Genomic DNA, 12,980 nt, shown 5'->3' with positions numbered 1-12,980 from the left:
ACGACGGACGCCCCGAGGAGCGGTCCGGCCCCGTCCGCGCGGGCGGACGGGGCCGGGTGCCGGGTCGGTCGTGGTGCCCGGTCGCGGGTCAGTCCTTGTGGACCGTCCGCGAGCCGGTGGAGGACTCGAAGGTGTAGTCGCCCCGCTCACCGCCGCCGTAGGAGGCGGAGAAGGTGAGGGTGCGGCCGCGACGCGGCAGCGAGCTGAAGCGGAAGACCGCCACGCCGTCGTCCAGGCGCTCGCTCTCGCGACCCTCGAAGGACGTGAGCGTCACGCGGCCGGCGGGCGTGCCGCGACCCTCGGAGAGGACCTTCACGACCACCTTGTAGGGCTTGCGCGAGGAGACCTTGGACGGGTCGTAGTCGCCGGCCTTGACGGTGACCTCGGTGCCGAAGGTGGTGCGCTCGAGCGTGGCCCCGAGGGTGTTGGAGCCCTTGTCGACGGTGAGACCGGTGTGCCACACGGCGTGGTCGGCGGAGCGGACGGTCACGCGGTAGCGGCCGGCGGCCAGGGCCGTCGCGTAGCTGCCGTCGCGCTCGGTGACGGCGGTCTTCTCGGACGTCGGGGAGTCGGCGTCGACCGCGGCGAACGTGACCCGGGCGCCCTTGACCTTGCCCTCGGAGTCCTTGACGACGCCGGAGACGGTCGCCTTGTGGCGCACCACGTAGTCGGTGGCCACGCCGCTGTTGCCGGCGGTGACGCTCACGCCGGTGCGGGTGAGCGTGTAGTACTTGGTGCCGGCGTCGACGACGACCTTGTAGGTGCCCTTGGGGACCTCGAGGTTGAAGTAGCCGTCGTTGTCGTCGTCGTCGGTGTAGGTGAGCTGGCCGGCCACCGCCTCGCCGCCGGACCAGGCGGAGACCTCCGCGTCGAGCACCGGGTCGCCGGTCTCGTCCAGCACGTAGCCGGAGAGGTAGCGGGCGCGGGCGAGGTCGAAGTCGACGCCGAACTTGTTGCCCGTGCGGGTGTCGACCGTGCGGTCCTGGTGGACGTAGCCCTCGTCCATCACGGTCACGATCGTCCTGCCCGGCGGCACCCACAGCTCGTAGCCGGAGTCGCCGTAGCTGAGCGCGGTGGCGACCCGGCGCCCGCCCTGCCAGGCCACGATGAACGCGTCGTCGAGGTAGTCCCCGGTCGCGGCGTCGGTGACGTAGCCGCGGATGCGGGTGGTGGCCGCGGCCACCGAGCTCTGGGCCGCGGAGGCCCCCGAGCCGGCGGTGGCCGTGGCGTGGCCGGTGAGCAGGAAGCCACCGACACCGAGGGTGACGGCGGTGGTGGCCGCGAGGGCGCGACGGAGACGGGTCATGTGGGGGTGTCCTCAGGTGTCGTGGTCGCGTGCCGGGTGGGGGCGGACGGCGCGCGCGGGGGTGTCGGGTCGAGCATCGGTCGGGAAGCGGGTGGCATGAGGCGATTTCGTGCCTGACCGCCTGCCCAGGGGCACAGATGGCCCGAACGGGCCATCACGGGCCCGCGAGGCCGGCGGCCCCGCGGGAGTGGGTCAGAGGACGGCGTTGGGGCGCATGCGGAACGCCACGGCGCTGCGGTGGGCGCGGCTGCTGCGGTGGCCCGCGGAGACGCCCTTGACGGTGAACGAGCGCTGCGAGCCGGCGAGGTGCTGCGCGGCCTGGCCGCCGTAGACGACCGAGTAGGTGGTGCGTCCGCTCCGGACCTTCTTCGCCTTGAGGACGGCCTTGCCCTTCTTCACGGACGCCGAGTCGACGACCTTGCCGCCGGCCTTGAGCTTCACCGTGCCGGTCGCGGTGACCTTGCCGCCCTTGAAGGACTTCGCCTTGCCCGTGCCGACGTCGACCTTGACCGTGAACCCCTTGCCCGCCTTGACGGTCTTGGGCGCCTTCGCGGTGAGCTTCGTGCCGAAGTTCACGAGCAGCACCTTGTGCAGGTCCTTGGCCGGCTGGGCCTTGGTGACCTTCACGTTCTTCAGGGTCCGCGTCGGGTAGTCCGTGCGGGTGATGGTCACGGTGTAGCGCCCGGTCGAGGGGACCTCGAGGTAGAAGTAGCCGGACTTCACCGAGTCCTTCGAGCCGTTGGTCTTCGCGTACGTCTGCGCGGAGGCGACGACCTCGCCCGAGGAGTCCAGCGCCTGCACGTCGAAGGGCTTGGACTGCTCCACGGCCTTGCCCTTCGGCGTCACCACGACCCCGGAGATCGAGTAGTAGACGGTGTCGGCGGCCTGGGTGGCCGGGGCGAGCACGAGGCCGCCGGCGAGACCGCCCAGCGTGAGGGCGCCGGCGGTGCTGGAGGTGACGAGGGCGCGGGGCAGGGGCACGGGTTCTCCTGGGGGCTGGCCGGCCGGGGACGCCGGGGTGCTGACCCGAGTATCGGCAGCCGGAGCCCCGTCCTGACCCCGGAACGGACGCAACTGGTCCGGACAACCCCCGGGGGTATGGCCCGATCGGACTACCCGCCCTCCGGGTGCCTCACCTGACCCGGCCCTGGGAGCCCTCCCTAGGCCGGGCGCTCGACCCGGACGATCCCGTCGCGTCGGACCGCCCGCAGCGGCCCGGGGAGGTCGATCCACCGCTGCCCGTGCCAGTGCGTGACGAGCCGCTCCATGGCCAGGACGTGCTCGTGGAACAGCTCCGCCGCGGGCGAGCCGGCCTCGAGGGCCAGGCGCCGCAGCAGCCGGCGGCGCAGCGCGGGGTGGAGCGCGGCCAGCGCCTCGGCGCCCAGCGTCGGGGCCAGCGTCGAACCCGGCGCCGGGGACGCGAGCTCGGCCCACGCGGCGTCGGCCAGGTCGTCGAGCAGGTCGGCGTCCGTGCGCAGCTGCTCGGCCGTCCGGGCCAGCGCCGCGGCGATGCCGGGCCCGATCTCCTCCTCGAGCACGGGCAGGACCCGTCGCCGCACCCGCACCCGCGCGTAGCCGGGGTCGGCGTTGTGCGGGTCCTCCCACGCGTCCAGGCCCCACACCTGGCAGGCGGTCACCGTGTCGGCACGCGGCAGGTCGAGGAACGGGCGGCGGTAGACGTCGAAGGCCCGGCGCATGCCGGCCAGCGAGCGCCCGCCGGAGCCCCGGGCGAGGCCCAGCAGGACGGTCTCGGCCTGGTCGTCCCGCGTGTGCCCCAGCAGGACGGCGGACGCCCCGGTGTGCGTGGCCACCTGCTCGAGCACGGCGTACCGGGCGCGACGGGCCGCGGCCTCCGGGCCCAGCCCGCCGGCCTCCACCTGCACGCGGGCGGTGAGCGTCTCGTCGGCACCGAGCGCGGCCAGCTGCTCGACGACCCGCGCGGCCTGCGCGGCCGAGCCCTCCTGGAGGCCGTGGTCGACCGTCGCACCCACGACGCGGCGCCCCCGCGCCTCGGCGACCGTCGCGGCGGCCAGCGCGAGCGAGTCGGGGCCGCCGGAGCAGGCCACGACCACGACGGCGTCGTCGGGGAGGTCGGCCAGCGACTCGCGCACCGCCCGGCGCACGGCCGCGACGCTGGGGTGCAGGCCCATGAGGTGCTCTCCGCGCGGCGCCGCGTCAGCCGTGGACGCGCGCGACCCAGGCGGCGGGGTCGGCGATCTCGGCGCGCGTGGGCAGGTTCTCGGGCCCGGCCCAGACGGCGTTGAAGCCCTCCATCCCGACCGCGTCGACGGCGGCGCGCACGAACACGGCCCCGTCGCGGTACTGGGCCATCTTGGCCTCCAGCCCGAGGAGTCGGCGCAGCGTCCGGTCGAGGACGCCCACGCCCTTGCGTCGCTCGTTGAAGCGCTGCCGGATGGCGCCGACCGTGGGGACGACCTCGGGCCCGACGCCGTCCATCACGACGTCCGCGTGCCCCTCGAGCAGGGACATGACGGCGGTGACCTCGTCCATGACCGCGCGCTGCTCCTCGCTCGCCACGAGGGTGAGCAGGCTGCCGTCGGGGGCGGGGCCGTCCGTGAGGCTCCCCGCTGCGCCGGCCGCACCGCCCCGGCGCTGCCGCAGCACGGAGACGGCCCGGCGCAGGTTGTCCTCGAGGCCCGAGGTGTCCTCCAGGCTGCCCGCGAGCTTCTCGACCAGGCCGAAGAGGTGCCCGCGCATCCACGGCACGGCGGTGAACTGCACCCGGTGCGTCTCCTCGTGCAGGCACACCCACAGGCGGAAGTCGCGCGGGGCCACGTCGAGCTCGCGCTCGGTCTGCACCACGTTCGGGGCGACCAGGAGAAGGCGGCCGTGCGGCTCGTGGAAGGGGTCGAACTGGCCGAGGACCTTGGTGGAGAGGAAGCCCAGCAGGCCACCGACCTCGGTGCCGGTGATCTTCGAGCCGACGGCGGCGGTGACGCGGCCCGGCGGCTTGCGCTCGGCCAGCCGGTCGGCGATGGGCCCGAGGACCTGGCGGAAGGCGTCGGCGTTCGCCTGCACCCAGCCGGCGCGGTCCACGACCAGCACCGGGGCGGTGTCGCGCCCGCCGTCCAGGCCCGTGAAGGCGCGGACCAGGTCGGTGGCGCGCTCGGCCCCTCCGCGCAGGTCGCCGACGGCGCGGCGGGCCTGGGCCGCGGTGACCGCCGGGCCGTCGCCGGCGAGCCGGCTGCCCAGGGTGACCGCGAGGTCCCAGTCGATCATCTCGGGCGGGGCGGACGTCATGGCGCGAGCCTAGTCAGACGCCCCCACCCCGCAGGCGCAGGCCGCGAGCGCGGCCGCGGCGTCGTCCAGCGCCTCGCGCCCGGTGAGGGCGTCGGCGTCCGCGACGTCGTCGGCCATGAGCGCGAAGACCATCGGGACCCCGTTGCGGTCCAGCGCGATGCCCGCCAGCGAGGTGACGTTCGTGAGGGTGCCGGTCTTGGCGCGGACGTGGCCCACGGCCGCGGCCGGGGCGTCCGTGAAGCGGTAGGCCAGCGACCCGGTGGAGCCGGCCGCGGGCAGGCCCGGGAACAGCCCGCGCAGCGGGGAGTCGTCGTCGCTGTCGGCCGCTGCCGCCAGGAGCCCCACGAGCGTGGCGGGGTCGATCCGGTTGCGGCGGGAGAGGCCCGAGCCGTCCAGCTGGCGCACCGGCAGCTCGACGTCCAGCGAGCGCAGGAGGTGGCGGACGCCGGTCAGGCCGGCCGCGGTCGAGCCGGTGCCCGAGGTGGCGAGCCCGACCTGGCGCAGCAGCACCTCGGCGGCGTTGTTGTCGCTGACCTGGAGGAGCTGCTGGACGATCTGCGCCACCGTGGCGCTGTGCACGGCCGCCAGGTCGGTGGCCGAGGCCGAGGCCGTCGTCCGCGACGTGGTCCCGACCAGCGTCACCGTCACCCCGGTCCGCTTCGCCTGCTGCGCGAGCGCGGCGGCCAGCGCGGAGTCGAAGACGCTCGCGGCGTCGGCGGCGGGGGTGCTGGAGTAGTCGCCGCTGCCGTCGAGGTCGGTGCCCTCGTCCACCCACAGGGCGGACGTCGGCGGCGCGACCTCGCCGCGGTAGCTCGCCGGCCAGCTGGTGTTGAAGGCCGGCCCGGAGAAGAGCGAGTCGTCGTAGGCCACGCGCAGCCGCCGCTGCTTCGCCGGCGCGTCGGCGAGCTGCTCGACGAGCGCGGCGGCGGTCCGGCGGGCCAGCGTCGTGACGTCCGCCCGCGCGGGCCAGGTGTCGTCGGAGGTGGGGCTGGAGGCGAGGAACGGGTCGCCGCCGCCGACGAGGACCACGGTGCGCCCCTGCCGGACCGTGGTGGTGGCGAACGTCGTACCGGCGCCCACCGTCTCCAGCGCTGCCGCCGAGGTGAGGAGCTTGGTGGTCGAGGCCGGGATCGCGGCGCCGCCGGTGTCGAGGACGAGGTCGCCGTCGAGGTCGGCCACGGCGGCCGAGACGTGCCCGCCCAGCGCGTTCGCCTTCAGGGCCTTGCGCAGGACGGCGCGGACGGCCGAGCGGCTGAGCGCGGAGCTGGTCGCGGCCTCGGCGGCGGCCGCCGCCGGGGTGGGCGTGGCCAGGTCGAGCCCCGAGGGGGCCTCGACGAGCGCGGGGTCGGTCTCGCGGGTGGTGCCGGAGGTGGACGACGTGGCGTCCGAGAGGCCGTCGAGGGCGTCCTGGGCCGCCTGCGTGAGCGGGTCGGCGACGGGGGCGAGGACCGGGTCGGCCACGCCGCTGACGACGACCCCCGTGCCGACGAGCACGAGCGCCAGGGCGCCCAGCGCGACGCGGCGCGGCCAGCGACGGCGGCGCCCGGAGTCGGACTGCGCGGCGGCACGTCGGGCGGCGCGGTCGGCTCGACGAGCGGCTCGACGCCCTCCGCCGGGCGAGTGGCGTGCGTCACTCGGAGGCACCGGTCACCCCTCTCTCTCGCATCGGGCGGCCATTCTGCGTGACACTGTTCCCGGGTCCCGTTCCCGGGGCCCCGAGAATCGTCGTGCCCACGGGGCACGTCACATCGTTCGCATCGCAGCCCGTGCACAGTGGCCGGGCACGACGGAGAGGTATCGCCGTGCTGGAGTTCGACGTCCTGGTGGAGATCCCCAAGGGGGAGCGGAACAAGTACGAGGTCGACCACGAGAGCGGGCGCCTGCGGCTGGACCGCACCCTGTTCACCTCGACCCAGTACCCGGCCGACTACGGCTACATCGAGGACACCCTGGGCCAGGACGGCGACCCGCTGGACGCCCTCGTCATCCTCCAGCAGCCGACCTTCCCCGGCTGCCTCATCAAGTGCCGCGCCATCGGCATGTTCCGCATGACCGACGAGGCCGGCGGCGACGACAAGGTGCTGTGCGTGCCGGCGTCCGACCCCCGCCTGGCCCACCTGCAGGACATCGGCGACGTCTCCGACTTCGACCGCCTCGAGATCCAGCACTTCTTCGAGGTCTACAAGGACCTCGAGCCCGGCAAGTCCGTCGAGGGCGCCGACTGGGTCGACCGTGCCGCCGCCGAGGCTGAGATCCACGCCTCCTTCGACCGGTTCAAGACCGAGGGTCACTGACCTCCCGGCGGCCCCGCCGCCACGCCACGACGGCCCCGGACCTCACAGAGGTCCGGGGCCGTCGTGCGTGACAGGGCGGGCGGGGTGGGGCTGGGTAGCCGGGATCGAGGGCTCCCCGGCTCAGCCGAGCAGCGCGCGGGCGCGGAGCATCTCCTCCGGGACGGCGAAGGCGTCGACGAGGTCGACGGCCAGCGGCCGGACGCGGGCGCACAGCGCGTCCACCTCGCGGGTGACCGCCTTGGACCGGGCGACGGTGAGGCGTCCGTGCTCGAGGAACCAGGCCCGGTCGGCCTCGATCCCGGAGAGCGCGTGCAGGTCGCAGAGCAGGGCCAGGGCGTCGCGAACGGGCCCGCGGGGCTGCGCCCGCACCGTGTCCACGAACGCCTCGAGCACGAGCCGCTCCATGTGCGCCCGCGCGGCGGCGATGACGTGGGCCTGCACGCGGGAGAAGACGTCGCCGGCCTTCTCGCCACGGTCGATCCCCCGCTTGAGCCGGCGCGCCACGCTGCTGACGGTGTGCTCCTCGCGGAACCGGTACATGGCGAGGTGGTACTCGGGGTCGCCGATGCGCGCCTCGCTCGACCAGTCGTCCCCGCCGGGGAGCAGGTCGCGCACCCGCTCGAGCAGCGCGTGGGCGCCGGTCTTCTCCACGACCGTCTCCACGGCCATCCCGGCGACCATGCGCACGAGGCCGAGCTGGTCGAGGTCCTCGAAGGAGCTGGCGTAGTCCGTGAGCAGGCCCTTGGCCACGAGCTGGAGGAGGACGTGGTTGTCGCCCTCGAACGTGGTGAAGACGTCGGTGTCGGCCTTGAGCGCCGCGAACCGGTTCTCGGCGAGGTAGCCGGCCCCGCCGCACGCCTCGCGGCACTCCTGGATGACGTCGGTGGCCAGCCAGGTCGCGAGCGCCTTGGTGCCGGCGGCCCGCGACTCCAGCTCGCGCTGGGCGTGGTCGTCGACCTCCCCAGCCTCCGCCCGCACGGACGCGACCTCGTGCAGCCGCTCGACCAGCACGCCCTGGGCACAGGTCAGCGCATACGTGCGGGCCAGCCGCGGCAGCAGCCGCCGCTGGTGCATGCCGTAGTCGAGCAGCACCTGCTCGGCGTCCCCGTCCTTCCCGCCCGTGGAGAACTGGCGCCGGCGGTCGCCGTAGCGGACGGCGACGGTGAGCGCGACCTTGGCGGCGCTCAGGCCCGCCCCGCCCACGCTCACGCGGCCCTGGACGAGCGTGCCGAGCATGGTGAAGAACCGGCGGTTCGGGTTGGCCAGGGCGCTGGTGTAGCGGCCGTCCTCGGTGATCTGGGCGAAGCGGTCGAGCAGGTTCGCACGCGGCACCCGGACGTGGTCGAAGGCCAGGCGGCCGTTGTCGACCCCGTTGAGCCCGAGCTTGGGGCCGTCGTCGGTGATCGTGACGCCCGGTGCCGGGTGGCCGTCCACGCGGATCGGGACCAGGACGGCGTGCACGCCGTGCTCCTCGCCGTCGACGACGAGCTGGGCGAAGACGGCCGCCATCGTCCCGTGGGCGGCGGCGTTGCCGATGTAGTCCTTCGTGGCCGACGGCTCCGGGGTGTGCACGACGAGCTCGTCGGTGGCCGGGTCGTAGGTGGCGGTCGTGCCGATCTGCTGGACGTTGGAGCCGTGGCCGGTCTCGGTCATGGCGAAGCAGCCGAGCAGGCGGCCGGCGACGATGTCGCGCAGGTAGGCCTCGTGGTGGGCCCGGGTGCCGAGCTGGAGGACGGCCCCGCCGAAGAGGCCGAACTGCACGCCGGCCTTGACCATGAGCGAGAGGTCGCCCATGCCGAGGGTCTCGAAGGCGGCGATGGACGCGCCCACGTCTCCCCCGCCGCCGTGGTCGGTGGGGAAGCCGAGGCCGGTCTGACCCGTCCCGGCGAGCTCGACCAGGACGTCCCGCACGCGGTCGCGGTACTCCGCGCGCGGCAGGTCGTCCGCGGCCTCGAGCAGGCCGGCCTCGAGGGGCAGCTGCTCGCGCACGTGCCGCCGCACCTCGGCCCAGCGGCCGTCCAGGACGTCGGTCATCGCGGCCACGTCGAAGCGCGCGGCGTCAGCGGGTTCTGCGGGGCGGCGGGCGTCGTCGTCCGTCACCCCGGTCGGGCCGGGGGTCTCCACGTGGGTCGCCATCCAGTGAGGCTACTCCCGAGTAGCAAGACCTGTCACCACCCTGTGCACGGGCGTCCACCCACATCCAGGACGCCTGGTTCGGCACGTCCGCGAGGCCCGGCGAGGGCTCTGCGAGGACCAGGGGGGGACGCTCAGGGGGGACGCTCAGGGGCGGCCGAAGAAGTTCGGGAGCGTCCACTCGTACATGGAGACCTCCTTGACCACGTCACCGGTGTGCGGCGCGTGGATCATCATCCCGTTCCCGGCGTAGATCGCCACGTGGTAGATCGAGGACGGGTCCGAGCTCGTGCCCCAGAACAGCAGGTCGCCCGGCTGCAGCTGGCTCATCGAGATGTGGGTGGTCTCCTCGTACTGGGCCACCGTGTAGTGGGCCAGCGAGACCCCCGCCTGGGCCCAGGCCATCATCGTCAGGCCCGAGCAGTCCCACGAGTCCGGGCCGGCGGCGGCCCAGACGTACGGCTCGCCGATCTGGGCGCGGGCGAACGCGAGCACGGCCGCCACGCCCGAGGCGGACGTCGAGGAGCCGCCGGACGAGGAGCTCGAGGAGCTGCCGCTGGAGCTGGAGGAGCTGCTGCTGGAGCCGCTCGAGGAGCTGCTGGAGCTCGACGAGCCGCTCGACGAGGACGACGAGCTCGACGACTGGGCGGCCTGGGCCGCGGCCTGCGCGGCCGCCTTCTGCCGTGCGGCCTGGCGGGCCGCCTTGCGCGCGGCCTCCCGGGCGGCCTGACGAGCGGCCTGGCGGGCCTCGCGGCGGGCCTCGGCCTCGAGGGCCTCCTGCCGCTCGCGAGCCACGCGAACGCTGGTCTTCTGCAGGACGGCGAGGCGGGCGATGAGCGCGTCGCGGCGCTGCGCCACCGAGCTCGCCTCCGCGGCCGCCGAGTCCTGCGCGGCCTGCGCGGCGTCGCGGGCGGTGCGGGCCTTCGCGGCGAGCCGGGCGGCCCGCTCGGCGGCCCGAGTGGCCTGGCGGGCCGTCACCTTGGCGACCGTCGAGGTCGCGGTGATCTCCTGGACCTTGCGGTCCATCGCCTCGCGGGTGCTCTGGACGGTGGCCATCGTGCTCAGCAGCGTGTCGAGGCCGCTGTCGCCGGTGCTGGAGCCGGTGAGCAGCGAGGAGTCGTCGATGCCGGTGCTGGTGGCGTCGTCCGTGCTGCTCGTGTCGGCGGACGACTGGCCCGCGTCGGCCAGCGCGCCGAGCGTGGAGAGCTCGGGGGCCATCTGGTAGCTGGCGGTGACCACGTCGACGTAGCTCGCGCGGCGGGCCTCGAGCTCGTCGGCGGCGTCGTCGGCCGCCTTCTGGGCCGCCTTGGCGTCCTTGCGGGCCTGCTGGGCGCGGTAGAGGGCACCGTTGTACTTCTCGGCCGCCTTGGCGGCCTCGATCTGCGCCGCCTCGAGCCGCTGGGCGGCGAGAGCGAGCTCGGCGCGCACCGAGGCGACGTCCGCCTCTCCCTGCGTGACCGCCTCGCGAGCCTTCTTCACGTCCGACTTGGAGGGGTATTCCCCGCCGTCGCGCGCGTCGGCCGGCGCGGCCATGCCCACGCCGAGCACGGCGGCCAGGGCGAGGCTCCCCGCGACGGCCCGGGTGCTGCGGGCGTGGGAGGACAGGGCGCGCGAGACGCCGCTCGGACGCGGCTGGGGGCGTCGTCCGAGGCGTACAGGGCGGCTCTCCGTCTCGATCACGACCGTCACGGTAGAGAACTTTTGTCACACAAGGAACATCTGGCACAGATTTTTTGCGAAACCCCGGCGTGTCGCCTTGACGACTACAACGTTGTAATTCTCACGGAAAACACAGGAAGCCCCCGGACACGCCGGGGGCACCTGACGTCGAGCGCCGGGAGTCAGTCGTGGTCGACGGGGATCTTCGACGTGGTGGTCGTCGGGTGGGAGGTGAGCCCGCCGTGGTCGAAGCGCTGGCCGGTCGCGAGGCCGGCGACGTAGAAGGAGACGAGCGCGAGCGTCATGCCCGCGACGTCGTCGGCGATGTAGTGCCAGCCGAAGTAGAGGGTCGCCACGACGGTCACGGCGAAGTTGCACCAGAAGAAGATGCGCAGCGGGCGGCTGTTGACCGTGTACTGCACCATCAGCGCCACCAGCAGCGTGATGCCGCAGTGCAGGGAGGCGAACCCGGCGACGGACTGGACCTGGCCGGTGATCCCGCCCAGCAGCACGCCCTGCCGCGAGTTCACCAACGACTCCATGAGCGAGCTCGTCGGCGTCGGCGTGAGGTCGGCGTAGACCGAGACGTACTCCAGGCCCGGGCCGAGGGTCGGCAGGGCGTAGTAGGACACCGTGCCCAGCGTCCAGGCGATGCACTGGGCGGTCACGAACCAGTAGCCGTAGGAGAGGTTGCGCGACCAGACCACCCAGATCGTCACCGCGATCGGCACCAGCGGCAGGAACCAGAGGTAGACGTACGAGAGCCCCCACGCGGCCACGGTGGTGCCCAGCAGGTTGTGCAGCAGGATCGCCGGGTCGTGGCCGAAGAGCAGCGCCCGGTCGAGCAGGTGGAGCTCGCGGTCGTAGAGCGTGTCGTTCATGAACGGCAGGTACGACTTCAGGTTCCGGTAGCAGACGTAGGTCACGTAGAAGCACGCGATGCCCAGGAACACCAGGACGAGCCGCTCGCGCGTCCAGTGGGTGCGCAGTCGATCGCGCAGGACCGGCTTCATCTCGGACGGGCGCATGCGGGACTTCCACAGCGTCCTCGGGACCAGGTCGATCAGCACGGCGCCGCCGAGCAGCAGCGGAAGTCGCAGCCAGGACGGGCCGAGGAAGCTTCCCTCGGGGTCGACGAGCGGCCGGCCGAGCACGAGCGCCTCGGTCAGCGCCCACACCCCCATCGCGGCCGCGATGCCGATCATCAGGACGTAGGCGCGGCGGTACACGGCTCGGATTCTAGGGACACCTCCCAGGACGCTCCCAGACGAGGCGTCCTCCTCCCCCGCTCGGGGGAGCCGCCGACGGCGTCTCAGCCGAGCACCGCGACGCGGCCCGGCTCGACGCGCAGGCGGACCTCGTCACCGGGCCGCACGCGGGCCTCCAGCGGCGCCACGGCGTCCACCTCGCCCACGCCGGGGAGCCCGTCGTGGCCGGTCGAGGCGTCCACCACCAGGCGCGTCTGCACCGGCGTCGCGCGCACGGAGCGCACCCGCCCGGACAGCCGCCCGGCCTCGTCCACCACGAGCGCCGAACGCCGGACGGCGACCGCGCGACCGCCCGGGTCCGCCAGCCCGCCCGCCGCAGCCAGCGCGGCCGCGGCCGGGCCCTCGAGGACCCGGGCGTAGCCGAGGAAGAGCGCCGTCCAGGCGTCCGCCGGCTCCCGCCACACGTCCGAGAGCGCCCCCGCCTGGACCACCCGGCCCTCGCGCATGACCGCCATCCGGTCGGCCACCGTGAAGGCCTCCTCGTGGTCGTGGGTGACGAGGAGGGCGGTCGTGCCGGCGCCGCGCAGGATGTCGCGGAGGTCGCCGGCCAGCCGCTCGCGCAGCCCGGCGTCGAGCGCCGAGAGCGGCTCGTCGAGCAGGAGCAGCCGCGGGCGGGGGGCGAGCGAGCGGGCCAGGGCCACGCGCTGGCGCTCGCCGCCGGAGAGGGTGGCGGGCATCCGGTCGCCGTACCCGGCCAGGCCGACGAGCTCGAGCAGCTCCTCGGTCCGGGCGGCCGCCTCGCGGCCGCGGACCCGCTGGACCCGCAGCCCGTAGGCCACGTTGCGGGCGACGGTGAGGTGGTCGAACAGCTGCCCGTCCTGGAACATCAGCGCGAACCCGCGCCGGTGGGTGGGGACGCGGGCCAGGTCGCGGCCGTCCCAGCCGAGGCGACCGCGGCACGGCTCCAGCCCCGCCACCGCACGCAGCAGCGTCGACTTGCCGCAGCCCGAGGGTCCGAGGACGGCGAGCACCTCGCCGTCCTCGACCCGGAGGTCCACCCCGGAGACCACGTCGTGGCCGTCGTAGGCCACGCTCACGCCCTCGATGCTCAGCACGGCT

The 12,980-nt window shown here is 74.3% G+C and carries 10 protein-coding genes; 1 reads left to right on the top strand and 9 read right to left on the bottom strand.

Annotated features, from left to right (window positions below; genetic code table 11):
* Positions 1 to 88 precede the first annotated feature (88 nt).
* The 5 genes from E8D37_RS17520 to dacB all read right to left on the bottom strand — a co-directional run bounded on the left by E8D37_RS17520 (position 89) and on the right by dacB (position 6,211).
* Positions 89 to 1,306: a carboxypeptidase-like regulatory domain-containing protein gene (locus E8D37_RS17520; RefSeq protein ID WP_136571110.1), complete on the bottom strand. Its 1,218-nt coding sequence runs from the start codon at positions 1,304 to 1,306 to the stop codon at positions 89 to 91.
* A gap of 192 nt (positions 1,307 to 1,498) precedes the next feature.
* Entirely contained in the window at positions 1,499 to 2,287 is a 789-nt protein-coding gene (locus E8D37_RS17515; RefSeq protein WP_136571109.1) for a carboxypeptidase-like regulatory domain-containing protein, read from the bottom strand.
* A gap of 179 nt (positions 2,288 to 2,466) precedes the next feature.
* The gene (gene tilS / locus E8D37_RS17510; protein WP_136571108.1) at positions 2,467 to 3,456 is read right to left on the bottom strand and encodes a tRNA lysidine(34) synthetase TilS; all 990 of its coding nucleotides are present in this window, start codon (positions 3,454 to 3,456) and stop codon (positions 2,467 to 2,469) included.
* Between the two features lie 25 nt (positions 3,457 to 3,481).
* Positions 3,482 to 4,567 carry a zinc-dependent metalloprotease gene (locus E8D37_RS17505; protein WP_240770527.1) on the bottom strand — a complete coding sequence of 362 codons (1,086 nt, stop codon included), beginning with the start codon at positions 4,565 to 4,567 and terminating at the stop codon, positions 3,482 to 3,484.
* Between the two features lie 9 nt (positions 4,568 to 4,576).
* The gene (dacB, locus tag E8D37_RS17500) at positions 4,577 to 6,211 is read right to left on the bottom strand and encodes a D-alanyl-D-alanine carboxypeptidase/D-alanyl-D-alanine-endopeptidase (protein WP_136571107.1); all 1,635 of its coding nucleotides are present in this window, start codon (positions 6,209 to 6,211) and stop codon (positions 4,577 to 4,579) included.
* A gap of 161 nt (positions 6,212 to 6,372) precedes the next feature.
* Between dacB and E8D37_RS17495 the strand changes: the two genes are divergently transcribed.
* Positions 6,373 to 6,861 carry an inorganic diphosphatase gene (locus E8D37_RS17495; protein ID WP_136571225.1) on the top strand — a complete coding sequence of 163 codons (489 nt, stop codon included), beginning with the start codon at positions 6,373 to 6,375 and terminating at the stop codon, positions 6,859 to 6,861.
* Between the two features lie 120 nt (positions 6,862 to 6,981).
* Here E8D37_RS17495 and E8D37_RS17490 read toward each other — a convergent pair whose 3' ends face one another.
* From E8D37_RS17490 to E8D37_RS17475, 4 genes are all read right to left on the bottom strand, one after another.
* Positions 6,982 to 8,997: an acyl-CoA dehydrogenase gene (locus tag E8D37_RS17490; RefSeq protein ID WP_136571106.1), complete on the bottom strand. Its 2,016-nt coding sequence runs from the start codon at positions 8,995 to 8,997 to the stop codon at positions 6,982 to 6,984.
* 144 nt (positions 8,998 to 9,141) lie between these two features.
* Positions 9,142 to 10,674, bottom strand: coding sequence for a C40 family peptidase (locus E8D37_RS20455; protein ID WP_136571105.1), 1,533 nt, complete (start codon positions 10,672 to 10,674; stop codon positions 9,142 to 9,144).
* A 161-nt stretch (positions 10,675 to 10,835) separates the two neighbouring features.
* Positions 10,836 to 11,882 (bottom strand): phosphatase PAP2 family protein, encoded by a 1,047-nt coding sequence (locus tag E8D37_RS17480; RefSeq protein ID WP_168929807.1) that lies wholly within the window; start codon positions 11,880 to 11,882, stop codon positions 10,836 to 10,838.
* 83 nt (positions 11,883 to 11,965) lie between these two features.
* Positions 11,966 to 12,976, bottom strand: coding sequence for an ABC transporter ATP-binding protein (locus E8D37_RS17475; RefSeq protein WP_136571104.1), 1,011 nt, complete (start codon positions 12,974 to 12,976; stop codon positions 11,966 to 11,968).
* Positions 12,977 to 12,980: the final 4 nt, after the last annotated feature.

The sequence above is a fragment of the Nocardioides sp. GY 10127 genome, from assembly GCF_004919085.1.
Classification (GTDB): Bacteria; Actinomycetota; Actinomycetes; order Propionibacteriales; family Nocardioidaceae; genus Nocardioides.
Note: the sequence above shows the minus strand (reverse complement) of the source record. Positions and strands in the feature narration are given on the sequence as shown.